Below are 26,483 nucleotides of genomic sequence, written 5' to 3'. Positions count from 1 at the left end.
CAATGCCTTCACCTGCCTTCCGGGGCTGCTACTTCTGGTTGGAGCCGATGTTGAGGTAGTCGTACTGACCGCTGAAGGCAGCAGTGGAGACCAGGTTGGTGTTGTTGTACGGGCGGGCCAGCAGGACCTTGAAGTACGTCAGCGGAACGAGGGCCGCGTCGTCCATGGTCTTCTTGTCGATCTGCGCGTAGAGGGCGTTGCGCTCGGAGTCGGCCTGCGTCGCGATCGACTGACCGAGGAGCTTGTTGACGTCCTTGTTGTCGTACTGCGACAGGTTGGTGTTACCCGACTGGCTGATCGCCTTGCCGTTCAGGATCTGCTGCAGGAAGCCGTAGCCGGAAGGCCAGTCGGCACCCCACTGCATCATCATCAGGCCGATGTTCTGCTTCTTGGTGAAGTCCGGCACGCCCGCGTAGTCGGTGAAGTACTTGCCCGACGGGTACTGCTTGAGGGTGGCGTTGATGCCGACCTTCTTCAGCGAGTTGATGATCGCGGTGGCCGCGTCCACCTCCTGCTGGCGGTCGGAGCGCGCGGAGATGTTGGTGCTGATCTTCGTCTTGCCGCAGGCCTTCAGCTGCTCCTTGGCCTTGGCGACGTCACCCTTGTTGCCGGCCGTCGCGTAGACGTCGGCCTTCTGGTAGCCGGTGATGTCCGGGGGCAGGACCGTGGTGGCGATGTCGCCGCGGATCGGGCCGCCCTCGGCGGTCTGCACCGAGAACTTGTCGACGGCGTACTCGACGGCCTTGCGGCACTCGAGCTTGTCGAACGGCGCGACCTTGGTGTTGATCGCCATGTAGACGAGACGGCCACCGAAGGTGTTGTCGGTGTTGGCCTTCTTGTCCGGGTCGGAGAGGACCTGGGCCTGGGTGGCGGCCTGGACGCCGGTGCCGGCGAGCTCGATGGCCTTGCCCGCCTGGACGTCCTTGTCGATCGTCTCGGGGTTGACCTTCAGCTTGACGACGATCTGGTCCGGCAGCTGCTTGCGCAGCGGGTCGGTCTTGGCGTCCCAGTTCTTGTTGCGGACGAGGACGGCCTGCTTGCCCTCGTCGTAGCTCTGGAACTGGTAGGAGCCGGAGGAGACGACGTTCTTGACGTAGTCGACGCCGTTGTCCTTGGCCTTCGGCACCGGCGCGGTCTGCGGCGCGGCGACCAGGTAGTCGAACTCCTGGAAGGCCTGCTTCAGGTGGAAGACGATCGTGGTGTCGTCCGGCGTCGCGATGGAGGACAGGCCCTTGTCGCTCTTGTCCTTGTAGGGGCCCTTGTACTTGTCCCCGCCGGCCAGCAGCTGCTGGAAGTAGTTCGGGCCGAGGGAGAGCACGTCACGCGCGAAGTTGGAGCGCTCGACGGCGTACTTGACGTCCTTCGACGTGATCGCCGAGCCGTCCTGGTACTTCAGGCCCGCACGCAGCTTGTACGTCCAGGTCTTGCCGCCGTCGCTCGGGACACCCTTGCCCGCCGCGAGGTCGGGAACCAGGGTGTTGCCCTTCTCGCCCGGGGCGGGCTGGAAGGTCATCAGCGGGCGGGCCCACAGACGGCTGAGGTTGTACATGTACGCGTAGTACGTGTTGCCGGGGTCGAACGAGTCCGGGACGTCGGACAGTTCGTAGGTGACCGTCCCGCCCTTCTTGTCCGAGGCGTTGACGACACCGGTGGTCGCGGCGTTGGCCGGGGCCGACTTGGCGTCGCTCTTCTTGGAATCGGCCTTGCTGCAGCCTGTGACGAGCAGGCTCGCGGACCCGAGGACCGCGATAGCGGCCAGCGCTGACCTTCGCATGATGGGCGCATTCCCCTTCAGAATCGGAAACTTGGTTGGGCTCTCCGCGGCAGACGTCAGCGGCTGCGCGGGTCGAGAGCGTCGCGGAGACCGTCACCGAGCAGGTTGAACGCCAGGACAGTCACGAAGATGGCGAGACCGGGGACGATCATGTACTGCGGATCGACCTCGTAGAAGTTGACCGCGTCGCGGAGCATGCCGCCCCAGGACGCCTGCGGGGGCTGGATACCGACACCGAGGAAGCTCAGGGAAGCCTCGAACAGGATGTTGGTCGGGATCAGCAGCGTCGAGTAGACGATGATCGGGCCGACCAGGTTCGGCATCAGCTCGCGGAAGAGAATGTACGGGCCCTTGGCGCCCATGCCGCGCGAGGCGTCGACGAACTCGCGCTCGCGCAGGGCGAGGGTCTGGCCGCGCACGATCCGGCCCAGGTAGGGCCAGTTGAAGAAGCCGATGACGAAGATCAGCACGCTCAGGTGCAGCGGCAGGCCGGTGAGGCCGAAGGCGCCGCCCTGGAGGGTGGCCGAGATCGCGATGGCGAAGAGCAGCAGCGGGAAGGCGAGGAAGGTGTCCATCAGGCGGCTGATGATCGAGTCCACGCGGCCGCCGTAGAAACCGGCGACGACACCGAGGATGGCGCCGATCACGTTGGAGAGGATCGTCGCGCCGAAGGCGACCACCAGCGAGACCCAGGAACCCTCGAGGATGCGGGTCGCGATGTCACGGCCGAACTTGGGGTCCACGCCCAGCGGGTGGTCCGCGCTCATACCGCCCCAGCTCCCCTTGGGGAGCGAGGTGTTGGCGTCGATCAGGTCCTGGTGGAAGGCGTTGGGATCGAGGCCGAGAGCGGCCTGGATCGGACGCGCGAGCACCGCCAGCAGCACGAGCAGGACGACGATGACGCCGCCGGCCACGGCGGCCTTGTCCTTCTTGAACCGCGTCCAGGCGATCTGCCCTAGAGAACGACCCTCGATCTTCCCCTTGCCGGCGCCGTCGAGCACAGCTTCCGGCTGTGCTTCGGCTGCCGCCCCGGTGGTCTCGATCGGTGCGGTCACAGTGACCCGACCCCTCTCGCCGGTGGTGACCGGCCTGTGCCTGCCGCGGATTGCGGCTATGTCGACTTGCACTCGAACACAAGATCTCCACCTCGTGTTCTGTTCGGGAGTCTTCAGTGCGTTCACGATCGCCCGCCAGTCCTGGCGGGGAATGGATGCGCAACCGTGATCCACTGAAGGGGGTTTCTGTTACCGGATCCGTGGGTAACCATCTTCGAATGGTGGCCAGTTGGGACAGACTGGCAATTCCACGCGGTTGGGGTGGAACGGTGCACGCACGGGTGCGCCCTTGTGTTTCCGGTACGTAAATTTTGCTCGCGGAAAACCAAAGGCCCTCCGTGGAGGGCCTGTTGCTCAGTAACTGCCGCGCACCGGTGGGTAGCCGTACCCGGGGGCGGGTGCCTGAGGCCGTGCGGACGGCGGGAGTTGGGGCGGGGCGCCGACCGCGTGGGCCTCGCGGTCGTAGAACGGGCGCGCGTTGGCCCGCATCCACATCACGACCGGGTCGTAGTCGTCGGTCATCGCGACCGTCGAGACGGGCAGCCCGTCGGGCACCGCGCCGATGGACTGCTGCATCATCGCCCGCACCGAGTCGACCGCCGCCGGGGTCGTCTCGTACACGTCCAGGCCGATGGCGAGGTACGGCGCGCCGAGCGCGGGCTGCACCCAGGCGCGGCGCAGCGAGCGCAGGGCGGGGGTGCGGTGGGCGTTCTGCCCGAGCAGGGCGTAGAACGCCGGTACCCCGATGGCCGGTTCGGACATGCTGAGCGGTCCGGCGGGCTGGCGGTCCAGGCCCGTGGCGATGCGGCGCAGGTCCAGCCAGGGGATGCCCACGCCGCCGCCGGGGGCGTGCGGGTTGAGCCAGAGGCCGTAGTGGTCGGGGTAGAGGGTGCGGGCCACGTCGAGGCCGTCGACCACCTCGTACGACCGGCTCCAGCCGCTGGCCGACAGCTCCTGCGCGGAGGTCACACAGGGGGCGTAGCCGAAGCCGTCGACCTCCATGTTTCCGTACTGCGCGTCCGGTGAGCCGGCCTGGCCGTGCCAGAGCAGCATCCAGATCTGCCCGGTCGAGGGGGTGGCGAGGGCGCGCAGCAGTGCCTCGTAGGCGTCGTAGCGGCCGGGGGTGACCTGGCGGAGTGTGTGTTCGACGCCGGCGCTCGGGCTCGCGCTCACCAGTCTTACCGCCCCTTCGATTCTTGCCCCAGTGTGGAGGACAGCTTAAGCGGCGATCGCCGTGATCCCCATGGAGGACCGGTTGCCGAATTGGTGGAGAGGACTAGTTGCCGAACTGGTAGAAGGGCCGCACGTTCGTCTTCAGCCAGTCGCCCACCGGGTCCTGGGCCACGTCGAGGAGGACGAGGTTGACCGGCCACGGGGGCGGGGACTGGGTGAGGGCGCGCTCCAGGGCCTCCAGCGGGCGGGCACGCAAGTCGCCCTCCCACTGGGAGAGTTCGACGCCGACGAAGAGGACCGGATCGGCCGTCTCGATGGCGGCGAGGCAGCGGCGGGCCGTGACGACGACGCCCGTGCCCGCGAACTCGGCCGAGGCGGCGGCGAGGAAGTCCACCGGGTCCTCCTGCCAGTCGGGCTCGAAGAGCCGGACGCGGGCGCCGCCCGCGGGGCCGTCCAGGGCCGTGCGGTCGGCGCGGCACAGCTCGGCCACCGCCTGGGGCGGCAGCGGCAGGCCCACCACGCCACCGGGGTTGAGCACCAGGCCCACCTGCGGCGGCAGACCGCGCGCGAATTCCACAGCCGGGGCGACGGTGAAGGAGAGGTGCGCGCCCGCCGACTGGCGGAACTGCTCCTCGGAGCTGAACACCGGGACGTACCCCTGGCCGTCGATCTCCACGGTGGGCAGGTCGAGCGAACCGCTCTGCGGGCCGCCGCCGTTGGGCAGCGGGATCCACAGGAAGCCGCGGGAGAGCACCTCGACGATCCGGGCGCCCGCCGAGGGCACGCCGAGGGAGGCCGAGAGCACCTCCTCCAGCTCGTTGCCGGGCCAGCCGCCGTGCGAATGGGGGTGTGCCTGTGCCGGGAAGTCCGCGGGAAAGTCCGCCGGGAAGTCCATGTTCCTACCGCCTGCCGGGAAAACCATGCTGTGGTGCAGAAGGCTATCCGGTGCGGGCGGCGGACCTCACGCCGCGAAGTGGATCCGGCGCAGCCCGTCCGCCGAGGCGCGGTCCAGGAGCACCGCCGAGGCGCAGCCCGGGGGCAGTTCGCCGCGCTCCACGGCGCGCAGCAGCCGCCCCGTGGCGTGCCGGTGCCGTCCGAAGGCGTACCGGGAGACGCCCCGGCCGCGCTCGCGCTGGCCCTGCCGGGCGGCCTCGGCGTCGACGTCGAGCAGGATCAGATGGAGGGCGGCGCCCCTGCGCCGGGCCTCGTGGGCGAGCCAGGCGCGCACCCAGGGCTGGGCGCCGCAGTCGTGCACGACGACGCCCTCGCCGGTGGCCAGGGCGCGGCGCAGTCCGGCGTAGTGGGCGAGACGGACCAGGGGGCGGTACAGCGCGTACGGCAGCCCGGTCAGGCGGGTCTGCCAGCGGTCGCGGGTGTCCTGGGAGTCGATCCGGCGGCCGGGGACGGCACGGTGCATGAGGGTGGACTTGCCGCTGCCGGGCAGCCCCGTGACGACCACCAGGTCCCGGGGGCCGAAGCGGAGTTCGCGGGGAGTGCGGCCGGGACGCTCGCGCAGGTCGCGCACGAGCGGAGCGGGGCGGGCGGCGGCCCGGCGCTCCCGCGTCGGGGCGGAGGGCTGGCGCGGCACCGCCAGGCCGGTGGTGGCGTACGCCGGAGTCCTGTTCACCGTGATCGTCCTCCCCTTGGGTTCGGTAATCCCTTGCCCATCGAATGTAAAGAGAAGGTAATGCGGGAAGTCGGTGGTTCGGTGTCCGTACTGCCACGGTCCGGTCACAGGCGGCCGCCCCTTCAGCGGCGGCGATCGCCGTGCGATGATGTGGCCGCCAACTGCATACCGGCCGCTTGAATCCGCGCGGGAGAGTCCCCGGCAGTACGTCTGCCTGGGCGCCGAAGGAGCAAGTCCCTCCCTTGAATCTCTCAGGCCCCGTTACCGCGCGGGCGAGGCACATCTGAAAAGCGGGCCGCTGCCGTCAGTGGCTCCACCCAAGGTGCAAACCGTGACCGTGCGGGTCATGGCGAACCTCTCAGGTTCCGATGACAGATGGGGAGGAACGTTCCTCGCCCCATCCCCCGTTGCCCTGGGAGACGACCGACCGATGAGCAGCACCGAACTCCGTCACACCGCGCTCGACGCCGTGCACCGCGCCCTCGGCGCGACCATGACCGACTTCGCCGGCTGGGACATGCCCCTGCGCTACGGCTCCGAGCGCGACGAGCACGTGGCGGTGCGCACCCGCGCGGGTCTCTTCGACCTCTCGCACATGGGTGAGATCACCGTGACCGGCCCCGACGCGGCCGCGCTCCTCAATTACGCCCTCGTCGGCGACATCGCCTCGGTCGGCCTCGGCCGCGCCCGCTACACCATGATCTGCCAGGCCGACGGCGGCATCCTGGACGACCTGATCGTCTACCGCCTCGGCGAGACCGACTACATGGTCGTGGCCAACGCCTCCAACGCCCAGGTCGTCCTCGACGCGCTGACCGAGCGCGCGGCGGGCTTCGACGCCGAGGTCCGCGACGACCGCGACGCCTACGCGCTGCTCGCCGTCCAGGGCCCCGAGTCCCCGGCCATCCTCAAGTCGCTCACCGACGCCGACCTGGACGGCCTCAAGTACTACGCCGGGCTCCCCGGCACCGTCGCGGGCGTCCCCGCGCTGATCGCCCGCACCGGCTACACCGGCGAGGACGGCTTCGAACTGTTCGTGAAGCCGGAGCACGCGGTGGAGCTGTGGCAGGCGCTCACCAAGGCGGGCGAGGCGTCCGGCCTGGTCCCCTGCGGTCTGTCCTGCCGCGACACCCTGCGCCTGGAGGCGGGCATGCCGCTGTACGGGCACGAGCTGACCCGCGAGCTGACCCCGTTCGACGCCGGTCTCGGCCGGGTCGTGAAGTTCACCAAGGACGGCGACTTCGTGGGCCGCGCCGCGCTGACGGAGGCCGCCGAGCGCGTCGAGCAGAACCCGCCGCGCGTCCTGGTCGGCCTGGTCGCCGAGGGCCGCCGCGTGCCGCGCGCCGGGTACGCCGTCGTCGCGGGCGGCGAGGTGATCGGCGAGGTCACCTCCGGCGCCCCCTCCCCCACCCTGGGCAGCCCGATCGCCATCGCCTACGTGGACGCGGCGCACGCGGCGCCGGGCACCGAGGGTGTCGGCGTCGACATCCGGGGCAGCCACGAGCCGTACCGGGTCGTGGCGCTGCCGTTCTACAAGCGCCAGAAGTAGCCGGCCGCCGCGCGGGCTCGGGAAGCGGCCACCGGCCGGGACCGCCGTCGGTACCACGCCGGCGTGAGCCTGCGCACATTTTCCCCGCTCACCAGCGGTTTACGTCCCCTTCGTCCGTCCAGCACGCCCTCGCGTACAGGAGAATTCAGGTCATGAGCAACCCGCAGCAGCTGAGCTACACCAAGGAGCACGAGTGGCTGTCGGACGCCGAGGACGGCGTCTCGACGGTCGGCATCACCGAGCACGCGGCCAACGCGCTCGGCGACGTGGTCTTCGTCCAGCTCCCCGAGGTCGGCGACACGGTGACCGCGGGCGAGTCCTGTGGCGAGCTGGAGTCCACCAAGTCGGTCTCGGAGCTGTACTCGCCGGTCACCGGTGAGATCACGGAGATCAACCAGGACGTCGTCGACGACCCGGCCCTGGTGAACTCCGCGCCCTTCGAGGGCGGCTGGCTGTTCAAGGTGCGCGCCGCGGAGAAGCCCGAGGAGCTGCTCTCCGCCGACGAGTACACCGCCTACACCGCAGGCTGAGGAGCCGGACCCGTATGACTGACGTCCTGAACACGCCCCTGCACGAGCTGGACCCCGAGGTCGCGGCCGCGGTCGACGCCGAGCTGCGCCGTCAGCAGTCCACCCTCGAGATGATCGCCTCCGAGAACTTCGCGCCGCTCGCGGTGATGGAGGCGCAGGGCTCCGTCCTGACCAACAAGTACGCCGAGGGCTACCCGGGCCGCCGCTACTACGGCGGCTGCGAGCACGTCGACGTGGCCGAGCAGATCGCCATCGACCGGGTGAAGGAGCTGTTCGGCGCCGAGTACGCCAACGTCCAGCCGCACTCGGGCGCCTCCGCGAACCAGGCGGCGCTGTTCGCGCTGGCCCAGCCCGGGGACACCATCCTGGGCCTGGACCTCGCGCACGGCGGCCACCTCACCCACGGGATGCGGCTGAACTTCTCCGGCAAGCAGTTCGACGTGGTCGCGTACCACGTGGACGAGGAGACCGGCCTGGTCGACATGGCCGAGGTCGAGCGCCTCGCCAAGGAGCACCGCCCCAAGGTGATCATCGCGGGCTGGTCGGCGTACCCGCGTCAGCTGGACTTCGCGGAGTTCCGCCGGATCGCGGACGAGACCGGGGCCCACCTGTGGGTCGACATGGCGCACTTCGCCGGTCTGGTCGCGGCGGGGCTGCACCCGAACCCGGTCGAGTACGCGGACGTGGTGACCTCCACCACGCACAAGACGCTCGGCGGCCCGCGCGGCGGCATCATCCTGGCCAAGAAGGACTTCGCCAAGAAGCTGAACTCCTCGGTCTTCCCCGGTTTCCAGGGCGGCCCGCTGGAGCACGTGATCGCCGCCAAGGCGGTCTCCTTCAAGGTCGCGGCCTCGGAGGACTTCCGTGAGCGCCAGCGGCGTACGGTGGAGGGTGCCCGCATCCTCGCCGAGCGGCTGACCGCGCCGGACGCCCGCGCGGCCGGGGTGAACGTGCTGTCCGGCGGTACGGACGTGCACCTGATCCTGGTCGACCTGCGCGAGTCGGAGCTCGACGGGCAGCAGGCCGAGGACCGTCTCCACGAGGTCGGCATCACGGTCAACCGCAACGCGGTCCCGAACGACCCGCGTCCGCCGATGGTGACCTCCGGTCTCCGGATCGGCACGCCCGCGCTGGCGACCCGCGGCTTCACGGCCGAGGACTTCGCCGAGGTCGCGGACGTGATCGCGGAGGCGCTGAAGCCGTCGTACGACGCGGAGGCGCTGGCCGCCCGCGTGCGGGCGCTGGCGGACAAGCACCCGCTGTACCCCACGCTGGGCAAGTAGTACCCCGAAGTTCACCTGGGTGCCCCGCCCACCGTCCCGTGGGCGGGGCACCCGTGGTCTGTCAGCATCACTTTTGTACGTGTTCGTATTTGAGGAGTCACCGTGGCCGTCTCGGTCTTCGACCTGTTCTCGATCGGCATCGGCCCGTCCAGCTCCCACACGGTCGGCCCGATGCGCGCGGCGCGCATGTTCGCCCGCCGCCTGCGCAACGAGGGTCTGCTGGACTCCGTCGCCTCCGTGCGCTGCGAGCTGTACGGCTCGCTCGGCGCGACCGGCCACGGCCACGGCACCCCGAAGGCGGTCCTGCTCGGCCTGGAGGGCGCCTCCCCGCGCACGGTGGACGTGGAGGGCGCGGACGAGCGGGTGGAACAGATCAAGGCGGCAGGCCGTCTGCTCCTCCTCGGCGAGCACGAGATCCCGTTCTCCTTCGACGACGACCTGGTCCTGCACCGCCGCAAGGCCCTGCCGTACCACGCCAACGGCATGACCCTGTGGGCGTACGACGCCTCGGGCGCCGAGCTGCTCACCAAGACGTACTACTCGGTCGGCGGCGGCTTCGTCGTGGACGAGGAGGCGGTGGGCGCGGACCGGATCGTGCTGGACGACACGGTCCTGAAGTACCCCTTCCGCACGGGCGACGAGCTGCTGCGCCTGACGAAGGAGACGGGCCTGTCGATCTCCTCCCTGATGCTGGAGAACGAGCGGGCCTGGCGCTCGGAGGAGGAGATCCACGACGGCCTGCTGGAGATCTGGCAGGTGATGCGCGAGTGCGTGCGCCGGGGCCTGTCCCGCGAGGGCATCCTCCCCGGCGGCCTGCGCGTCCGTCGCCGCGCCGCCGTCTCCGCCCGCCAGCTGCGCGCCGAGGGCAACCCGCTCGCGCACGCCATGGAGTGGATCACCCTCTACGCGATGGCGGTCAACGAGGAGAACGCGGCGGGCGGCCGCGTGGTCACCGCCCCCACCAACGGCGCGGCCGGCATCATCCCGGCGGTCCTGCACTACTACATCAACTTCGTCCCCGGTGCCGACGAGGAGGGCGTGGTGCGCTTCCTGCTGGCAGCGGGCGCCATCGGCATGCTCTTCAAGGAGAACGCCTCCATCTCCGGCGCCGAGGTCGGCTGCCAGGGCGAGGTCGGCTCCGCCTGCTCCATGGCGGCGGGCGCCCTCGCCGAGGTCCTCGGCGGCTCCCCCGAACAGGTCGAGAACGCCGCCGAGATCGGCATGGAACACAACCTCGGCCTCACCTGCGACCCCGTCGGCGGCCTCGTCCAGATCCCCTGCATCGAACGCAACGGCATGGCCGCGGTGAAGGCCGTCACCGCCGCCAAGATGGCCATGCGCGGCGACGGCGCCCACATGGTCTCCCTCGACAAGGTCATCAAGACGATGAAGGAGACGGGGGCGGACATGAGCGTGAAGTACAAGGAGACGGCGCGGGGCGGGCTCGCGGTGAACATCATCGAGTGCTAGGGGAACAGGCTCCGACCAGCGCGTTCGCGCCTTCCGGCGCTGTCAGGGCCTTTCCTGGTTACGCGGCGGGCCAGGTCGTGAAGAGTGGCCGTCGGCGACTGCGACTGTGACTTGAACGCGTTCAAATTCCGTGCCAGGGTACAGCCCGGGTTCTTGAGTCCACCGGTCGCGCACGCGGCCCGCGGAACCCGTTGGGGGTGGAGTGTGTTGTGTCGCTGTCGTCCTGCGCTGATCCTGCTCGCCATGGCCTTCGCTCTCACGGCCTGCGGCAGGTTGACGGTCATGCCGCCGCCCGAGGGCGAACCGGTCGTGCTGAAGCCGGCCGAACTCGCGACCACGTGGACCGATGCCGACGGCGGCACCCTCAGACTGAAGCAGGACGGGACGTTCGTCGCCGACAAGATCTGCGTCGCCGTCCGCTGGTACGACAGCCTGGCCTGGTCCGGGACGGGCACCTGGGAGCAGGGCTCCAACAAGAAGGAAAGCTTCGTCGACGTGACCTTCGACGAAGCTCACTCCGTCAACGACGGTCACCCCGAAGAGAGTGAGCGGCAGCCCGCTACCTACTCCGCCTTGCGCCAGGGCAAGGTCCTGAAGCTCTGGGTGCCCGTCGGCGATCCGGACAACGATTATCCGCACTGCATCCTGACCAGCCGGGCGAGCTGACCCGGCCGCCGCGTCACACGTCGAGCTGCTCGAAGATGTGCGGGGTGGCATACCTCGGGATGACACCGAACCCTGAGGGGGCAAGGCTCCGCGGAGGTGAAACTCCGGCCGGGGAAGAGGCACTGTCGTTCGACGCGGACGAAGTCATTCACCGCGGGTCAGACGCAGAACCGCCTTACCGGGGACCCGGCGCCCGCGGAGGGCATCGGCGGCTTCGGCGAATCGGTCCCAGGACCCCTGCCAGCCGATCTCGACAGCGAGAGATCCCTCGGCGGCCAGCTCGGCGAGAACGGCCAGGTCCGGTCCGGCGTCACCCTCGATGACGAAGGACGTCAGCGACTTGGACGGGCCTACGGTCGCATACGGGGGAAGGACGGCCGACTCGCCGGAAGTCCAGCCGACGCTCTGCAAGCTGCCTCCAGGAGCGAGCAGGTTCCACGCCGCGACCAGTTGAGGGCCGCCGACACTGTCGATGACCACGTCGACCGGTCGTTGGAGCCCCTCCAAACCGATCAGCACCTCGTCGGCGCCGGACCTCGCCGGTCCCTCCCCGCGGGCCGTCGACCCCACGGACGCGATCACATGGGCGCCCGCCCGCGCGGCCAACTGCACGGCGAACCGGCCGACCCCGCCGGAGGCCCCGGTGATCAGCACCCTCTTGCCCGGCCCGAGCCCGGCCGCCCGCAGCGAGCGCAGTGCCGCCACTCCGGCGACCGGCAGAGCCACCGCTTGTGCCAGGTCCAGGCCCTTCGGCACCTCGGCGAGCGCGCCCACGTCGATCGCGACGCGCTCGGCGAACGCCCCCGAGGTCAGAGCCACCACCCGGGTGCCCACCGCCGGGCCGGTCCCGTCGGCGGCGGCCTGGACGACCACCCCGGCCGCGTCCGAACCGAGCACCGCACCCACAGGTACTCGACCGGAGCGGGCGTCGTTGAGGTCGCCGTGGTTCAGGGAAGCGTGGGAGACGTCCACCAGGACCTGGCCCGGCCCCGGCACGGGGTCGGGAACCTCGGCGCGGCGGACGGCGGCGGGCGCGGACGGATCGACGACGAGAGCACGGACAGGCATGTCTTCCCCCTTGGCGCATGACTTGTAACAGCAGTCATCATCGGTAACCTCGCCGCCAGGCGGAAGAAGGCACATTTATGTCACGCAGTCACATCCGTGTTCCGGAAGCGGTGTGGGGCGAAGGCCGCTCTCGACCACGGCGAGAGGTCCCCCGCGACCGGACGTCAGTCTCTCCGCAGCAACAGCCGCAACATCCCCAGGCGTGACGGGGACGCCGAGCCGTTCAGCAGCCCGGCGCCTCGCGCCGACACCGCGTCCGCGGTGAGGAGTTCGACCTCGACCAGGGTGCGCAGCAGGCGGCGGTGGGGGGACGGAGCCAGTTCCGGCAGCTCTCTTGCTTTCTCCAACGACGTGCGGGCGAGGGCCACTTCGTGGTCGACCAGGGCGCGCAGGGCCGAGGGGTCGGGGTCCTTCGTGAGGTCGGCCGCCGTGAGGGAGAAGCGGGTCAGGGTGTCCGTCGGGATGCCGGGGCGGCCCTCGTGGAGGTCCTCGGCCAAGTCGTTGATGAAGTCCAGGCGTTGGGCGCCCTCGATGAAAACGCGGCAGGCTGCTCGGAAGGAGCCGTCGTCGTCCTGGGGGCCGAGGAGGGTGCCGATGAGGAGGAAGGCGGGGAGGGAGTAGGCGTCGATGTAGGACTGGTAGTCGGACTCCGCCACGAAGCCGGTGAAGGTCAACTCGGCGGGGGCCGAGGCCAGATAGGTCTCCGTCGTCTCCCGCATGCGGGGGTACGCGGTGATGGTGTGCACCAGGGTCCGGATCAGGGCGTCGTCGCTCTCCCCGGTGTCCAGCGCCTTGCGCACCCATTCCTCCCAGGAGGCCCAGGCACGCTGACGGTCGGGCAGGGGGCCGGTGTCCAGGAGGTTGTCGCCGTGTTCCATCACGGCCGTCGCCGCCAGGACATGGGGCAGGACCGGCCGTGGCAGGAGCCAGCGGGCGGCCAGATAGGCGGTGGAGCGGGAGCGCTTCACCAACTCCCGCTGTGCGCCGTAGTCCTCACGTAGTCCCGCGTCCCTGATACCCGCCGCGTCCAGGCTTCTCGTCCACGTGCTCATTGGCCCGATCGTAGAGCGGTGGCGGAGTCGGTGTCGTCCATGAAGCTCAACATCCGGGCGTTGAGCAGGTCGGGGTGGTCCATCTGCGGCACATGGCCGGTGGCGGCGACGATCTCGGCGCGGGCGCCGGGGATCAGGCGTGGCACCCGCTCCAGCTGCCGCTGCGGGTGCACGAGCAGGCTGCGCTTGCCCATGACCAGGTAGAACGGCGTGCGGATCGAGGCCAGTTCCTCGTCCGACAGCGGCAGCGGGGCGGGGCGGCGCATCCGGAAGGCACGCGCGCGCAGTTGGGCCATCGCGCGCAGTTCGGGGACGACGAGCACCGGCTGGTCCAGCCAGGCGGCGAGCCGGGGGCGCAGCGCCTTCGGGGCGAAGGTCGCGAAGAGGCTGGCGAAGATCCACACGAAGAAGCGCAGGCCCACCTTCTCCAGGCCGCCCGGGTCGAGCGCGACGACGGAGGCGAGCCGGCCGGGGCGGAGATGTGCCTGGTTGATGACCAGCCAGCCGCCGTAGGAGGAGCCCACCAGGTGGACCCGGTCCAGCCCGAGCGCGTCCAGCGCCTCGTCGAGCCACTGGGCGGCCCGCTCGGGCTGCCACATGTGCTCGCGCTGGACGCTGAGCCCCGCGTCGCCGGGGGTGTCGAGCGCGTACACCGGCCGCTCGGCGCTGAGCGCCCGGGTGTTGGGGTACCACTGCGCGGAGCAGCCACCGGCCCCGTGGATCAGCACGACCGGCGTACGGGACTCGGCGGCGGGGTCCGCGGGGCCGTACCGGTAGACGTGTGTGGTGCCGAAGCTCGTCTCGACGTCCGTCTCGGAGCGCGCGGGCGCGCCCAGGGCGTAGAGCGCGTCGCAGGCGGCGAGGTACCGGTCCCGCAGGGTGTCGTTCACGTAGTGGCCCATGTCGCGGCGGGCACGGGTCGTGTTCTCGGGCACGGGGGCACCTCCGGGGAGATCCGGTTTTCGTAATACGACCGTACCACGATGGTGGTACGGCGGTACCATGAAAAAATCCGGACCGACCCCTCACCGACGGAGACGCGACCATGCCGAAGCGGGTAGACCACGAGGAGCGGCGGACCCAGATCGCCGAGGCGCTCGTCCGGGTGGCCGGGCGACGCGGGCTGCACGCGGTCGGGATGCGGGACGTCGCGGCCGAGGCGGGCGTCTCGCTCCGGCTGGTGCAGTACTACTTCCAGACCAAGGAGAAGCTGCTCCTCTACGGGCTCCAGCACCTCACCGACCGCTTCACCGCGCGCGTGGGGGCGCGTCTCGCCGCCGTCGGCGAGCGGCCGGGCCCGCGCGCGACCGTGGAGGCCATCCTCCTGTCGTCCCTGCCGGCCGACGAGGAGAGCCGCGTCTTCCACCTGCTCTACACCTCGTACGCGATCCTGTCGGTGACCGACGAGGCGCTGGCCGCGCAGCCGTTCATCGACAACCCGGACACCGCCGAGGACGCCCTGACCGGACTGCTCCGCCAGGCGCAGGAGGACGGTCTGGCCGACCCCGGGGCGGACGCGCGTACGGAGGCGATCGGGCTGCTCGCCATGGCGGCGGGCCTGGGCACCAGCGTCCTCGTCGGCCAGCGGGACGTCGCATCGGCGGCCGAGGTACTGCGCCACCACCTGGACCGGATCTTCACACCCCCGGCGAAGTCCGGGGCCAGGGGCGGGAAGCGGCGGGCGGAACACGGGGCCGCCGCACCCGCGCGCTGACAACCGCCGCCGCCACAAAGGGAGTCCCATGTTCCGAGTGCCCCTCCCGGGGGCACAACCAAGGCATGCTCCATGGGATCGACGTCAGCGCCTACCAGTCCTCGTCGTACGACACCGACGGGCTCTCCTTCGTCTTCGTCAAGGCGACGGAAGGCCGGTCGTACGTCAACTCCAGACTCGCGGCCCAGACGAAGACCGCGCGGGACGCCGGTCTGGTCGTGGGCTTCTATCACTTCCTGTGGCCCGGCAATCTCACCGAGCAGGCCGAGTACTTCCTGGCGAAGGCGCCGGACAAGGCCGGGGACATCCTGGCCGTCGACTGGGAGACCACCGGCGACGGCACCCACGCCAGTAACGCGGAGAAGGACGCGTTCATCCGCAAGGTGAAGCAACTGCGCCCGAAGAACCGGGTCGTGCTGTACACGAACCGCAACTACTGGCTGAACGTGGACACGACCTCGTACGCCGGTGACGGGCTGTGGATCGCCGACTATGTGAGCGCGGGCAAGCCGCGCATCCAGGCCGACTGGCGCTTCCACCAGTACACCAGCGAGCCGCTCGACAAGGACGTGGCCGACTTCCCCAGCAAGGCCGCCCTGGTGGCCTGGGCCCATCTGAGCAGCTGAGGGCCCCGCGCAACGGCACCGGGCGGCCCTGCCGGGTTCCGGCGGCGGGGTCAGCCCCTGAACTCCGCCGGGCGGTCCGGAGACGCCTGCGCGAGGGCCTCGCGGACAGCGGCCACGCCCTCGCGCAGGCCGTAGACCGGAGTCGCGGGCTGCTGGCGCCAGGAGTCGTCGATGCCGCCCGCGTCGACCGTGTCGAAGCCGAGTTCGTCGATGAGCGCGCGCACCTTCGCCTTGGCGGCCTCGTCGTCGCCCGCGACCGGGAGGGCCAGGCGGTCCGGGGCGCCGACGGGGCGGGGCCGGTCCAGGATGTCCTGGGCGTAGGTGCCGTTGAACGCCTTGACGACCGGCCGCCCGAGATGGCGCTCGGTCCAGCGGCTCTCGGTGATGCCCTCGTCCTCGATGCCCGCGATACGGCCGTCGCGCTCACGCGGGTAGTAGTTGTTGGTGTCGATCACTGCGGCCCCCTCGGCGGCGCCGTCGAGCAGCCCCGCGGGCAGGTCCGGAACCGCCTTCAGCGGGACGGTGACCACGACGACCTCCGCGCCCTTCGCCGCCTCCTCGGCCCGTACGGGCGTCGCGCCGGTCTCCTCGGCCAGCGCCTTGAGCGTCTCGGGGCCGCGCGAGTTGGCCACGGACACGTCGTGGCCGAGGGAGGTGAGCCGCCGGGTGAGATTGCCGCCGATGTTGCCCGCGCCGATGATGCCGATCTTCATGAAAACCTCTCAGGGTTCATGCATGTGCATTCTTCTGTCGTGGGCGACAACCGTGGCACGGGGCGGGCTATTCCGGCCCGTAGGGCGAACAGGTGACGGGCGTCGGGCGCGAAAAAGGGGCACCCCTTCAGGGCGCCCCTTCCCGCACACGCGTCACCTGGCCAGGTAGGCCCAGAACTCGTCGAACGACAGGACCTTGTCGCCGTTGAGGTCGCGGGTCTTGATGATGGCCGCCGCCACCGTCTCGGTCACGTTCCAGTCGCCCTCCTGGGCGAGAGCGCTCTTGAACTCCGACGCGGTGATGAACCCGTCACCGTCCGCGTCGATCCGCTGGAACTGCTTGCGTGCTTCCTCGATGTCGGCCACCGATCCGCCCCTTTTTCCTCGTGTGTGCGTTGCCGTACCGGCACACTGACGCTGGTCAGATTAACCGTCCGTGCGCGCCCGCAGTGCGGCGACCACCCACCCGAAGTCCTCTTCGTGGCCGAAGACGGGTGTTCCCTTGAGGACGCCGAGGAGCCTGCGGTACCGCGCGAGCCGGGGATTGTGCGAGGCGAGCATCCGCTCCAGCACCTTGTCCCGGTCGGTGTCGCCGAGCAGCTCGCGCAGCACGGACTCCGCCTCGGGGGACGCCGGGTCGATGCCCTTCTCCCTTGCCCCGCCCGCGAGTTGGACCAGCCGTCGGGCGAACCACATGGACGCGCCGGGCGGCGCCCCCTGCCCCCGGTCGGCCGCGTTGAACTCCGCCGCCCGCCGCATCTGCGCCCGGAACTCCGGGTCCTGCACCAGCTCCGCCAACTCCACCCACGCGTCCACCTGTTCCGGCGTGGGATCGTCCGGCAGATTCATCGCGCTGTCCCGCATCCGGGTACGGATCTCCGGGTCCGCCGTGTCGAGCCCGTGGAACATCTCCTCCACGAACTCCTCCATGATCCGGCGCCGTTCGGCCGCCGACAGCCGGGCCAGTCTGTTCATCAGGGTCATCTCCTCCGCGCTGGAACCACGTCTCGCCACGGACGACAGCACCGCGCGGGTCACCTTCAGCGAGCTGATCTGGGCGTCCAGCGCCACCACATGGGCGGCGGCGACCTCGGCCACCGTCCGCTCCCCGGCCAGCACCTGACGTACGTCCGCGAGGCCGAGGCCCAGTTCGCGCAGGGTGCGGATCAGTTCGAGCCGGGCCACCGAGGCTGCGTCGTAGAGCCGGTAGCCGCCGGTGGAGCGGGTCACCGGAGGGAGAGCGCCCTCGTCGGACCAGTAGCGGATGGTGCGGACCGTCAGACCGGTGGCCCGGGCCAGATCGCCGATGGTGAGAAGGACTGTGCCTTCGTCGTTCACGGAGCCGTCGTCGTTCACAGCGCCGAGTCTGATCCCTCCACCCGCTGGAGACTCAAGCGAGCGGTCGCACGGAGAGTCCGCGCGCGACCTCAGCGGTCCGCCAGCCGCATTTCGAACCAGGTCGTCTTGCCGCGCGGGAGCAGGTCCACGCCCCAGCGGTCGGAGAGCTTGTCGACCAGGAACAGCCCCCGGCCGCTGACGTCCATCTCGCGGACCGGCAGCAGACAGGGCAGCCCGCGCGAGGGGTCGCGCACCTCGACGCGGATCGAGCCCCGCCGACGGCGCATCCGGAGTCCGAAGACGCGGGCGCCGGTGTGCCGTACCGCGTTGCCCACGAGTTCGGAGACGAGTAAGACCGTGTCCTCGGTCATCTTGGGGCTCAGCCCCCACTGCCGCAGCACGACGACCTGGACGAGCCGGCGCGCGGTGGCGGCGGACTCGGGGCGGGACGGAAGTCTGACCTCCGCCTCGACCGGATTGCCGAACAACTCCAGCGCCTTGAGCGCCCGTTCGTCCTCGACCGCGGGCGACCAGCGCGCCGCGGCCGCACGGCTGTGTCCCCGTGGCTGTTCGATGCCCTCCAGCCCCGCCATGCCCCCATGATGGCCGTCATCGAGCGTCTCCGGGGGCGTTCCGGGGGAATACGCCCCCTGTACGCCCCTGCCGCGCTCCATGCGCTCGGCATATGCCATTGGCACGACAGGCTGCGCGGAGACCTCTCCGACCTGCGGAGAAGACTCGGTTCCTGGCAAGCGAAGGGCTCCCCTCGACGAGGCAGGCTTAAGGTGGGGTTAAGGCTCCCATAAACCGGTCCGCCGAGGGGGCCGAATCAGACGACGCGTCAATTGCAAGGGCCTACCGGGCACTTGACCCGGAAATTCGGCCCTGCCGGAGTCGCCGCCGAACGGTTCACCGCAGGATCAGAGGAACTTGGCCTTGCCCGGCCCCTCCTCCACAAAGCTGCGCATCCCCCGCTCGCGGTCCTCGGTGGCGAACAGCCCGGCGAACCAGTTCCGTTCCATCGCGAGCCCGCTGTCGAGGTCGGTCTCCAGGCCGGTGTCGATCGACTCCTTGGCGGCGCGCAGCGCGACGGCCGGGCCCTGGGCGAGCCGGGCGGCCCAGGCGTGGGCCTGCTCGTACACCTCGGCGGCCGGGACGACCCGGTCCACCAGGCCGAGGGTGAGCGCCTCGTCGGCCTTCACCATGCGGCCGGTGAAGATGAGGTCCTTCGCCTTGGACGGCCCGATCAGCCGGGGCAGCCGCTGGGTGCCGCCCGCGCCCGGGATGAGGCCGAGCAGGATCTCGGGCTGGCCGAGCTTGGCGTCGTCGGCGGCGATGCGGTAGTCGGCGCACAGGGCCAACTCGCAGCCGCCGCCGAGCGCGTACCCGGTGACGGCGGCGACGACGGGCTTGGGGATGCGGGCGACGGCGGTGAAGGCGTCCTGGAGGGCGCGGGCCCGCCGGACCATGCCCAGATGGTCCATGGCCTGCATCTCCTTGATGTCCGCACCGGCGGCGAACACCCGCTCCCCGCCGTAGATGACCACGGCGCGCACGTCGTCGCGGCGCGTGGCCTCCTCGGCGAGTTCCTTCAGCCGGTCCTGGGTGGCGATGTCCAGCGCGTTCATCGGCGGCCGGTCCAGACGCAGGGTGCCGACGCCCTCGGAGACTTCGAGATTCACGGTCATGCGCAGCAGGTTAACGCTCGCTAACGACAGTGGGCCCCATGCCGTGTGTCACAGCAGGGGGCCCACCTCGTGCGGTCCTACTTCTTCCAGTCGGCCCAGCTCATGTTCCAGCCGTTGAGGCCGTTGTCCGGGGCGACCGTGCGGTCGTGGGAGTTCTTGACGACGACCACGTCACCGACCATGGAGTGGTTGAAGAACCAGGCCGCCGGGACGGACTTGTCGTAGCCGCCCTTGACGTCGCGCAGGCCGACGCAGCCGTGGCTGGCGTTGTAGTTGCCGAACGCGCCGCCGCCCCAGTAGTTGCCGTGGATGAAGGTGCCGGAGTCGGTGAGGCGGATGGCGTGCGGCACGTCCTTGATGTCGTACTCGCCGCCGTAGCCCACGGTCTCGCCGTTCATCCGGGTCACGGTGAGCTTCTCGGTCATGACCATCTGGCCGTTCCAGGTGTCGTACCCGGGCTTGCCGGTGGTGACCGGGAGGGTCCGAACGGTCTTGCCGTCCTGGGTGACCTTCATGGTGTGCTTGCTCGCGTCCACGTACGAGACCTGGCTGCGGCCTATCGTGAACGTCACCGTCTTGTGCTGCTTGCCGTAGACCCCGTCGCGGCCCTCGACGCCGTTCAGGTCGAGGTCGACGGTGACCTTGGTGCCGGCCTTCCAGTACTTCTCGGGGCGGAAGTCCAGGCGGTCGTTGCCGAACCAGTGGCCCTCGACGTCGACGGCGGGCTCGGTCTTGATCCGTATGGCCTTCTCCACCGCCGCCGGGTCGGTGATCCCCCGGGTGAAGCGGACGGAGAACGGCATTCCGACGCCGACCGTGGAGCCGTCCTCGGGCGTGAAGTGGCCGGTGAAGGTGTTCTTCGGCGTGAGCGTGGTGAAGGAGGAGTCCTCGGCGGCCTCGCGGCCCCGGGAGTCCTCGGCGACCGCGTGCACCGTGTACTTGGTGCTGGCGGCCAGATGGGTCGACGGGGTCCAGGTGGCTCCCCCGTCGGTGAGCCTGCCCTCGATCTCGGCGCCCTTGGTGTCCTTGACGACGACCTTGGTCAGCCGCCCCTTGGCGACCGTGACCTTCAGGGCACCGTTGGTGTTCACGCTCTTCGCCCCGGACTTGGGCGAGATGCTGACGGCCGCGGCCGACTGCTTGTCCTGCTGGGCGGTGCCGGCGCCCTTGGCGTCCTTGGACCCGCTCTCGGTGTCGCCGCCACCGCACGCGGCGAGCGACAGCACCAGCGCGCCCGTCACGAGCACGAGTCCTCTACGACCTTTGCGCCGGCTCCCCGCCGACGCCCCCGATATCGGCCGCACGTTCAAGTCGGTCTCCCCTCCGTGGCCTGGCTCGACAGGCCCGCACACCCCGGCGCGTCCCGCGCACACCAGGGATGTTAGCCGCCGGGTTCCGGCCTGAACGCCCGCCCCATGTCACCGTTCCGTCGCAACTTGAACCAGTACCCGCTCACCGGAACCCCGCAGCTCACACGGTCACTTGAGCACGCTGCCCGCCTTCCACTGGTTCCATGCCATGTTCCACCCTCCGAGCCCGTTGTCCGGTGCGACGGCTTTGTCCTCGCTGTGGACGATCTCGATCACGTCGCCGACAAGGCTGCGGTCGAAGAACCAGCCCGCCGGGGTGTCCGCGCCGCCGCCCTTGACGTCCCTGAGGCCCACGCAGCCGTGGCTGACGTTGGTCTCGCCGGGGGCGTCGGGCGACCAGTAGTTGCCGTGCAGGAAGGTGCCGGAGTCGGTGAGCTTCATGGCGTGGGGCACGTCGGGGATGTCGTACTCGCCGCCGAAGCCGACGGTGCCGCCGTTCATGCGGGTCACCTCCAGCATGTCCATCACGACCATCTTGCCGTTGTAGGTGGGCGTCTTCGGGGCGCCCGCGGTGATCGGCACGGTGGCGAGCAGGGCGCCGTCGCGGCGGACCTGCATGGTGTGCTTGCGCGCGTCCACCTTGGAGACCTGGCTGCGGCCGACGGTGAAGGTGACGGTCTTGTGCTGGAGGCCGTAGACACCGGGGGCACCCTGGACGTCGCGCAGGTCGATGGCGACGGTGACCTCGGTGCCGGGCTTCCAGTACTTCTCGGGACGGAAGTCCAGGCGGTTCTTGCCGAACCAGTGCGGGCGGATCTCAACGGCGGGCTTCGCGGTGACGCGCACCGCGCGCTCGACGGCGGCGCGGTCGGCGATCTCCCGGCTGAAGGCGAGGGAGACGATCATGCCGGTGCCGACGGTGGAGCGGTTCTCGGGGGTGACGTACGCGATGAACCGCTCGTCGGGGACGTAGGTGCTGAAGGTGGTGTGCCGGGCCGAGCGGCGGCCCTCGCCGTCAACCGCCACCACGTCCAGGGTGTAGCGGGCGGCGAGCGCGAGCTGCTTGTCGTCGGGCTCCCAGGTGCGGCCGTCCGCGCTGATCCGGCCGGTGACCGGGGTGTCCCGGGCGTCCTGCGAACGGGTGGCGGTGACCTTCTCCAGCCGCCCGTCGGGCACCCGCACCCGCAGCCGCCCGTCCGGGCGCACGCCCGTGCCGCCGTCGCGCGGGGTGACGCGGATGACGTCCTCGGGGGCCGGGGACCGGCCCGGCGGTCCGCCGATGCCCAGCGGGCCGGAGCCGTCGGCGGTGCAGCCGGCGGCCCCGGCCACCAGTCCCGCCCAGGTCAGTGCAGTGGCCAGTGCGCCCAGCGCGCGCCGCGCGCGTCCTTGTAGATGCCTCACACCGGACATAACGACCAAGCCCGTCCCTGGGGCACGTGAGTGCGACGCCAGGGCTGGGCAGAACAGTGGGGAGGACGACATGGAGGGCATCCCGCGAGGGGTGCCCGCAGCCCGCTGTGGAGCCGTCGGGCGCAGTCGCACCGGGCGGCCCTGCCGCGTCCTGGGGTCGGGCGCCCCGGGACGCGGCAGGCCGCCCGGCTCGGCCGTGCGCGCCCCGGGACCGAGCCGTGAAAGAGGGGCCGACTGGTGACGAGCGCAGCCGAGCGGCGGGCGCGGGCGGGACAGCCGCCCGCACAGGGCGGCCCGGTGACCGCCGTGGTGCGCGAGGGCCACCGCGCGGTGCCACCGGGCCCGCCCGTGTGGCCGGGGTCGTCGACCCCGCTGGGGGCCCGGTTCCGCACCGGCCCGGACGGGGTGGCGGGCACCAACTTCGCGCTGTGGGCGGGCGGGGCCGAGGCGGTCCGGCTGTGCCTGTTCGACGAGCGGGGCCGCGAGACACAGGTGCGGCTGACCGAGCTGACGCACGAGATCTGGCACGGTTTCGTGCCGGGCGTGCTGCCGGGCACCCGCTACGGCTACCGGGTGGAGGGCCGCTGGGACGCGTGGACGGGCGCCCGCTGGAACCCGGCGAAGCTGCTGCTCGACCCGTACGCGCGCGCCGTGGACGGAGAGTTCACGCTGCCACCGGAGGTGTACGGGCACGTCCGGGACTGGCCGGACCAGCGGGTCGCGGACACCGTGCGCGACGAGCGGGACTCGGCGCCCTTCGTGCCCAAGGGCGTGGTGGTCCATGACGACGACGACTGGTCCGACGACCGCCGCCCGAAGACACCGTGGGCGGACTCGGTCATCTACGAGCTGCACGTCAAGGGCTTCACCAAACGGCACCCGGGCGTCCCCGAGGAGCTGCGCGGCACCTACGCCGGGCTCGCCCACCCCGCCGCGATCGAGCACCTCACGCAACTGGGCGTCACGGCAGTCGAGTTGCTGCCCGTCCACCAGTTCGCGCACGAGGACCATCTGCTGCGCCGGGGCCTGACCAACTACTGGGGCTACAACTCGATCGGCTACTTCGCCCCGCACGCCTCCTACTCCGCCTCCGGTACGGCCGGACAACAGGTCGGCGAGTTCAAGCGGATGGTGCGCGCGCTGCACGCGGCCGGGATCGAGGTGATCCTCGACGTGGTCTACAACCACACGGCGGAGGCGGGTGAGCTGGGCCCCACGCTGTCCCTGAAGGGCATCGACAACCGGGGCTACTACCGCCTCCAGCAGGACGCGCGCCGCTACGCGGACTACACCGGCTGCGGCAACACCCTGCACGTGGTCCGGCCCCAGGTGCTGCGGCTGATCACCGACTCGCTGCGCTACTGGGTCACCGAGATGGGCGTGGACGGCTTCCGCTTCGACCTCGCGGCCGCGCTGGCCCGCTCCATGCACGACGTGGACATGCTCTCGCCGTTCCTCGCCGTCATCGCGCAGGACCCGGTGCTGCGCCGGGTGAAGCTGATCGCGGAGCCGTGGGACATCGGCTCGGGCGGCTACCAGGTCGGCGCCTTCCCGCCGCTGTGGACCGAGTGGAACGACCGCTACCGCGACACCGTGCGCGACTTCTGGCGCCACGCGCTGCCGGACGTACGGGAGATGGGCTACCGGCTCTCCGGCTCCAGCGACCTGTACGCCTGGGGCGGACGCCGCCCGTACGCCTCAGTCGACTTCATCACCGCGCACGACGGCTTCACCCTGCGCGACCTGGTGTCGTACGAGCACAAGCACAACGAGGCCAACGGCGAGGACAACCGCGACGGCACCCACGACAACCGCTCCTGGAACTGCGGGGCGGAGGGCGAGACGGACGACGAGGGCGTACGGGCCCTGCGCAGGCGGCAGTTGCGGAACCTGCTGACCACGCTGCTGCTGTCCACGGGGGTGCCGATGCTGGTCGCCGGGGACGAGTTCGGGCGCACGCAGGGCGGCAACAACAACGCCTACTGCCAGGACAACGCGACCAGTTGGGTGGACTGGTCGCTGCTCGACGACCCGGAGTGGCGGCCGCTGTTCGACCTGACCGCGCGGCTGATCGCCCTGCGCCACCGGCACCCGGTGCTGCGCCGCAGCGCCTTCTTCTCCGGCCGCGCGCACTCGGCGGACGGGCTGCGGGACCTGGCCTGGTTCACCGCGCACGGCAGGGAGATGACGGAGGGCGACTGGTACGCCCCGGCCGCCACGCTTGGCATGTATCTGTCCGGCCGGGACATCCCGGGGCGCGACGAGCGGGGCGCGCCGGTCCTCGACGACAGTTTCCTCGCCGTGCTGCACGCGGGCGGGGAGCCGGTGGGCTTCACGCTGCCGGGGGCGCCGTGGGCGGAGTCGTACGAGGTGGTGGTCGACACCTCCCTGGAGGAGCAGACCGGTGCGCCGGGGACGGTCCACCCGGCGGGGACGGAGATCCCGCTTCCGGCGCGGTCGGTGCTGTTGCTGCGGGTGCGCTGAACTCGGCTGTGTACGGGGCCTGTTCGGGGGCTAACCGAGGATGCCCCGCTCGTACGCCGCCGCCACCGCCGCCGCGCGGTCCTTGGCGCCGAGCTTGGTGTAGAGGTGGGTGAGGTGGGTCTTCACGGTCGCCTCGCTGATGAACAGCTCGCGGGCGATCTCCCGGTTGGAGGTGCCCCGGGCGACCAGGGCGAGGACCTCGCGCTCGCGCGCGGACAGCGGCTCCTTGCCGGGGGTCGCGGGTGCGCGGACCGCCGAAACGAGGCGGGAGGCGACGGCCGGGGAGAGCACGGTGCGGCCCTCGGCGGCGGCGCGGACGCCGGTGAACAGCTCGTCGCGCGGGGCGTCCTTGAGGAGGTAGCCGGTGGCGCCCGCCTCGATGGCCGGAAGGGTGTCGGAGTCGGTGTCGTAGGTGGTGAGGACGAGCACCTTGGCGCGGGCGCCGCGCCGGGTCAGCTCGCGGATGGCGTCGACACCGGAGCCGCCGGGCATCCGCAGGTCCATCAGCACCACGTCCGGGTCCAGGGCGGCGACCCGCTCGACGGCCTCGACGCCGTTCGCCGCCTCGCCGAGCACGGTGAAGCCGGGCGCGGAGGCGAACATGGCGCTCAGACCGTCCCGTACGACGGGGTGGTCATCCACGACGAGCAGGGTGATCGGGGTGTCAGCGGTCATCGCGCACCAACGGTACGCGAGCCGAGACGGCCGTGCCGTGGCCCGGTTCGGACTCGACCGTGAGGGTGCCCGCGATGCGCTCGGCGCGGGCCCGCATGCCGTCGAGACCGAAGCCTCCGGCGCGGGTGCGGGGCGGCAGCGCGGCCGGGTCGAAGCCGGTGCCGTCGTCGCGGATGTCGAGGACGACCTCGTCGCCCATGAAGGAGAGGGTGACGCCGAGGCGGTGGGCGCGGGCGTGCCGGGCCGCGTTGGACAGGGCCTCTTGGGCGATGCGCAACAGGGTCGCCGCGACCTCCTCGTGGAGCTGCTCGGCGGTGCCGGTGACAGTGAACTCGGCGCGGATTCCGGTCCGTTCGCCCCACTCGGTGACCGTCTTCTTCAGCGCCTCGGGCAGTCCGTCGGCGGCGAGGGCGACGGGTGCGAGGTTGTGCACCGAGCGGCGGGCCTCGCCGAGGCTGTGCCGGGCGAGTGCGGAGGCTCGCTCCAGGTGGGTGCGGGCGGTCGCCAAGTCCTGTGCGCCCGACACGACTTGGAGCTGGGCGATGATGCCGGTCAGCCCCTGGGCGATGGTGTCGTGGATCTCCGCGGCGAGCCTGCGGCGTTCGTCGGCCACGCCCGCTTCCCGCGCCTGCACGAGGAGTTGGGCGTGAAGAGCGGCGTTCTCGTCCAGCGCCTGCTGCAACGCCGTGTTGGTGCGCTCCAGTTCCGCGATGGTCCCGGCCTGTTCGCGGGCGCGGGCCTGCTCCTGTTCGTTGAAGCGGGTGAAGAGGGCGACCATGCCGATGTTGACCCCGAACACCACCACGAAGCCCAGCCAGAGCACGGGCCCGCGCGGGGGCATCCCACCGATCTCGCTGCCCGCCATGGTGGCGGCGGTCAGGCACAGGCCGGGCATCATCAGCCGGCGCGGCAGCTGCCGGGCGCCGTTGTAGTACCCGGTGACGGCGTAGAAGGCGAAGAACGGGTTGAGCCAGGTCAGGACGAACCCGTTGGCCCACCGCACGAAGTAGAAGGCCGCCCCGGTACGGCTCGCCCCCGGCCGGCCGCGGTTGACGCGTCCCCAGGCCAGTTGCAGGGCGACGGCGAACACCACCAGCACGCCGGAGACGTACAGTTCGGCCCGGCTCATGCCGACGAGCCGGGCCGATCCGGCCGCCGTCAGCGCACCGGCGGCGAGCAGCGCGTAGGGCCCCCAGCTGTCGAAGAAGGCATGCCGTTCGCGCTCCGCCGTCCGCGTCATCCCCTCAGTGTCGGGCACGGCGGTGTCGGTGTGGGGCA

The 26,483-nt window shown here is 70.8% G+C and carries 25 protein-coding genes and 1 riboswitch; of the genes, 8 read left to right on the top strand and 17 right to left on the bottom strand.

Annotated elements, in window-relative coordinates:
• Positions 1-28: 28 nt before the first annotated feature.
• The 5 genes from AB0E91_RS25510 to AB0E91_RS25490 form a co-directional block, all read right to left on the bottom strand.
• Positions 29-1,774 (bottom strand): ABC transporter substrate-binding protein, encoded by a 1,746-nt coding sequence (locus AB0E91_RS25510; protein WP_361786327.1) that lies wholly within the window; start codon positions 1,772-1,774, stop codon positions 29-31.
• Positions 1,775-1,830: 56 nt separating this feature from the next.
• A complete protein-coding gene (locus AB0E91_RS25505) occupies positions 1,831-2,829 on the bottom strand; it encodes an ABC transporter permease (protein ID WP_361786324.1) in 999 nt (332 codons plus the stop codon).
• 354 nt (positions 2,830-3,183) lie between these two features.
• Entirely contained in the window at positions 3,184-4,002 is an 819-nt protein-coding gene (locus AB0E91_RS25500; protein ID WP_361786322.1) for an enhanced serine sensitivity protein SseB C-terminal domain-containing protein, read from the bottom strand.
• 103 nt (positions 4,003-4,105) lie between these two features.
• Entirely contained in the window at positions 4,106-4,897 is a 792-nt protein-coding gene (locus tag AB0E91_RS25495; protein ID WP_361786319.1) for an enhanced serine sensitivity protein SseB, read from the bottom strand.
• Positions 4,898-4,963: 66 nt separating this feature from the next.
• Complete coding sequence (locus tag AB0E91_RS25490) at positions 4,964-5,629, bottom strand: AAA family ATPase (RefSeq protein WP_361786316.1); 666 nt, start codon at positions 5,627-5,629, stop codon at positions 4,964-4,966.
• A 177-nt stretch (positions 5,630-5,806) separates the two neighbouring features.
• Positions 5,807-5,906, top strand: a riboswitch (glycine riboswitch).
• Between the two features lie 153 nt (positions 5,907-6,059).
• On the opposite strand from AB0E91_RS25490, the gene gcvT reads away from it, so the two are divergent.
• From gcvT to AB0E91_RS25465, 5 genes are all read left to right on the top strand, one after another.
• Positions 6,060-7,178, top strand: a complete 1,119-nt coding sequence (gcvT, locus tag AB0E91_RS25485; RefSeq protein WP_361786313.1) for a glycine cleavage system aminomethyltransferase GcvT — start codon at positions 6,060-6,062, stop codon at positions 7,176-7,178.
• A gap of 152 nt (positions 7,179-7,330) precedes the next feature.
• Positions 7,331-7,708: a glycine cleavage system protein GcvH gene (gene gcvH / locus AB0E91_RS25480; RefSeq protein WP_018544635.1), complete on the top strand. Its 378-nt coding sequence runs from the start codon at positions 7,331-7,333 to the stop codon at positions 7,706-7,708.
• Between the two features lie 14 nt (positions 7,709-7,722).
• Positions 7,723-8,991: a serine hydroxymethyltransferase gene (gene glyA, locus AB0E91_RS25475; protein ID WP_361786309.1), complete on the top strand. Its 1,269-nt coding sequence runs from the start codon at positions 7,723-7,725 to the stop codon at positions 8,989-8,991.
• Positions 8,992-9,093: 102 nt separating this feature from the next.
• Positions 9,094-10,461, top strand: a complete 1,368-nt coding sequence (locus AB0E91_RS25470; RefSeq protein ID WP_361786306.1) for an L-serine ammonia-lyase — start codon at positions 9,094-9,096, stop codon at positions 10,459-10,461.
• Between the two features lie 243 nt (positions 10,462-10,704).
• On the top strand, positions 10,705-11,127 hold the full coding sequence (locus AB0E91_RS25465; protein WP_361786303.1) for a hypothetical protein: 423 nt from the start codon (positions 10,705-10,707) through the stop codon (positions 11,125-11,127).
• 144 nt (positions 11,128-11,271) lie between these two features.
• On the opposite strand, the gene AB0E91_RS25460 is transcribed toward AB0E91_RS25465, so the two are convergent.
• The 3 genes from AB0E91_RS25460 to AB0E91_RS25450 all read right to left on the bottom strand — a co-directional run bounded on the left by AB0E91_RS25460 (position 11,272) and on the right by AB0E91_RS25450 (position 14,182).
• Positions 11,272-12,195 carry a zinc-binding dehydrogenase gene (locus AB0E91_RS25460; RefSeq protein WP_361786300.1) on the bottom strand — a complete coding sequence of 308 codons (924 nt, stop codon included), beginning with the start codon at positions 12,193-12,195 and terminating at the stop codon, positions 11,272-11,274.
• Between the two features lie 164 nt (positions 12,196-12,359).
• A complete protein-coding gene (locus AB0E91_RS25455; protein WP_361786297.1) occupies positions 12,360-13,247 on the bottom strand; it encodes a squalene/phytoene synthase family protein in 888 nt (295 codons plus the stop codon).
• Positions 13,244-14,182, bottom strand: a complete 939-nt coding sequence (locus AB0E91_RS25450; RefSeq protein WP_361786294.1) for an alpha/beta fold hydrolase — start codon at positions 14,180-14,182, stop codon at positions 13,244-13,246. Before AB0E91_RS25450 ends, AB0E91_RS25455 begins: the two co-directional genes overlap by 4 nt.
• Positions 14,183-14,292: 110 nt before the next feature.
• On the opposite strand from AB0E91_RS25450, the gene AB0E91_RS25445 reads away from it, so the two are divergent.
• Positions 14,293-14,961, top strand: a complete 669-nt coding sequence (locus AB0E91_RS25445) for a TetR/AcrR family transcriptional regulator (protein ID WP_361786291.1) — start codon at positions 14,293-14,295, stop codon at positions 14,959-14,961.
• A gap of 65 nt (positions 14,962-15,026) precedes the next feature.
• Entirely contained in the window at positions 15,027-15,587 is a 561-nt protein-coding gene (locus tag AB0E91_RS25440) for a glycoside hydrolase family 25 protein (RefSeq protein WP_361786288.1), read from the top strand.
• Positions 15,588-15,637: 50 nt separating this feature from the next.
• Here the strand turns inward: AB0E91_RS25440 and AB0E91_RS25435 are convergent, their stop codons facing one another.
• The 7 genes from AB0E91_RS25435 to AB0E91_RS25405 form a co-directional block, all read right to left on the bottom strand.
• Positions 15,638-16,300, bottom strand: coding sequence for an NAD(P)-binding domain-containing protein (locus AB0E91_RS25435; protein ID WP_361786285.1), 663 nt, complete (start codon positions 16,298-16,300; stop codon positions 15,638-15,640).
• Between the two features lie 153 nt (positions 16,301-16,453).
• The gene (locus AB0E91_RS25430; protein ID WP_361786282.1) at positions 16,454-16,666 is read right to left on the bottom strand and encodes an EF-hand domain-containing protein; all 213 of its coding nucleotides are present in this window, start codon (positions 16,664-16,666) and stop codon (positions 16,454-16,456) included.
• 60 nt (positions 16,667-16,726) lie between these two features.
• The gene (locus tag AB0E91_RS25425) at positions 16,727-17,638 is read right to left on the bottom strand and encodes a MerR family transcriptional regulator (protein ID WP_361786887.1); all 912 of its coding nucleotides are present in this window, start codon (positions 17,636-17,638) and stop codon (positions 16,727-16,729) included.
• Between the two features lie 89 nt (positions 17,639-17,727).
• Positions 17,728-18,231, bottom strand: a complete 504-nt coding sequence (locus tag AB0E91_RS25420) for an ATP-binding protein (protein ID WP_361786274.1) — start codon at positions 18,229-18,231, stop codon at positions 17,728-17,730.
• A gap of 327 nt (positions 18,232-18,558) precedes the next feature.
• Complete coding sequence (locus tag AB0E91_RS25415; RefSeq protein ID WP_361786271.1) at positions 18,559-19,326, bottom strand: enoyl-CoA hydratase-related protein; 768 nt, start codon at positions 19,324-19,326, stop codon at positions 18,559-18,561.
• A gap of 77 nt (positions 19,327-19,403) precedes the next feature.
• Positions 19,404-20,636 (bottom strand): Ig-like domain-containing protein, encoded by a 1,233-nt coding sequence (locus AB0E91_RS25410; protein ID WP_361786268.1) that lies wholly within the window; start codon positions 20,634-20,636, stop codon positions 19,404-19,406.
• A 168-nt stretch (positions 20,637-20,804) separates the two neighbouring features.
• A complete protein-coding gene (locus AB0E91_RS25405; RefSeq protein WP_361786884.1) occupies positions 20,805-22,037 on the bottom strand; it encodes an Ig-like domain-containing protein in 1,233 nt (410 codons plus the stop codon).
• A 306-nt stretch (positions 22,038-22,343) separates the two neighbouring features.
• Here AB0E91_RS25405 and glgX point away from each other — a divergent pair, with 306 nt between their 5' ends.
• Positions 22,344-24,530, top strand: a complete 2,187-nt coding sequence (gene glgX, locus AB0E91_RS25400) for a glycogen debranching protein GlgX (protein ID WP_361786881.1) — start codon at positions 22,344-22,346, stop codon at positions 24,528-24,530.
• 30 nt (positions 24,531-24,560) lie between these two features.
• Here the strand turns inward: glgX and AB0E91_RS25395 are convergent, their stop codons facing one another.
• Complete coding sequence (locus AB0E91_RS25395; RefSeq protein ID WP_361786265.1) at positions 24,561-25,205, bottom strand: response regulator transcription factor; 645 nt, start codon at positions 25,203-25,205, stop codon at positions 24,561-24,563.
• Entirely contained in the window at positions 25,195-26,445 is a 1,251-nt protein-coding gene (locus AB0E91_RS25390) for a sensor histidine kinase (protein ID WP_361786878.1), read from the bottom strand. Before AB0E91_RS25390 ends, AB0E91_RS25395 begins: the two co-directional genes overlap by 11 nt.
• Between the last annotated feature and the right edge of the window lie 38 nt (positions 26,446-26,483).

This window comes from Streptomyces sp. NPDC026659, from assembly GCF_040638245.1.
Lineage (GTDB): Bacteria > Actinomycetota > Actinomycetes > Streptomycetales > Streptomycetaceae > Streptomyces.
The sequence above is the reverse complement of the archived record's forward strand: the minus strand, read 5'-3'. Positions and strand labels throughout refer to the sequence as shown.

Coding starts and splice junctions, on each gene's coding strand:
- AB0E91_RS25510 (WP_361786327.1), bottom strand. CDS start 1,774: ATGCGAAGGTCAGCGCTGGCCGCTATCGCGGTCCTCGGGTCCGCGAGC.
- AB0E91_RS25495 (WP_361786319.1), bottom strand. CDS start 4,897: ATGGACTTCCCGGCGGACTTTCCCGCGGACTTCCCGGCACAGGCACAC.
- gcvT (WP_361786313.1), top strand. CDS start 6,060: ATGAGCAGCACCGAACTCCGTCACACCGCGCTCGACGCCGTGCACCGC.
- gcvH (WP_018544635.1), top strand. CDS start 7,331: ATGAGCAACCCGCAGCAGCTGAGCTACACCAAGGAGCACGAGTGGCTG.
- glyA (WP_361786309.1), top strand. CDS start 7,723: ATGACTGACGTCCTGAACACGCCCCTGCACGAGCTGGACCCCGAGGTC.
- AB0E91_RS25465 (WP_361786303.1), top strand. CDS start 10,705: ATGGCCTTCGCTCTCACGGCCTGCGGCAGGTTGACGGTCATGCCGCCG.
- AB0E91_RS25460 (WP_361786300.1), bottom strand. CDS start 12,195: ATGCCTGTCCGTGCTCTCGTCGTCGATCCGTCCGCGCCCGCCGCCGTC.
- AB0E91_RS25455 (WP_361786297.1), bottom strand. CDS start 13,247: ATGAGCACGTGGACGAGAAGCCTGGACGCGGCGGGTATCAGGGACGCG.
- AB0E91_RS25445 (WP_361786291.1), top strand. CDS start 14,293: ATGCCGAAGCGGGTAGACCACGAGGAGCGGCGGACCCAGATCGCCGAG.
- AB0E91_RS25440 (WP_361786288.1), top strand. CDS start 15,027: ATGCTCCATGGGATCGACGTCAGCGCCTACCAGTCCTCGTCGTACGAC.
- AB0E91_RS25435 (WP_361786285.1), bottom strand. CDS start 16,300: ATGAAGATCGGCATCATCGGCGCGGGCAACATCGGCGGCAATCTCACC.
- AB0E91_RS25420 (WP_361786274.1), bottom strand. CDS start 18,231: ATGGCGGGGCTGGAGGGCATCGAACAGCCACGGGGACACAGCCGTGCG.
- AB0E91_RS25415 (WP_361786271.1), bottom strand. CDS start 19,326: ATGACCGTGAATCTCGAAGTCTCCGAGGGCGTCGGCACCCTGCGTCTG.
- AB0E91_RS25395 (WP_361786265.1), bottom strand. CDS start 25,205: ATGACCGCTGACACCCCGATCACCCTGCTCGTCGTGGATGACCACCCC.
- AB0E91_RS25390 (WP_361786878.1), bottom strand. CDS start 26,445: ATGACGCGGACGGCGGAGCGCGAACGGCATGCCTTCTTCGACAGCTGG.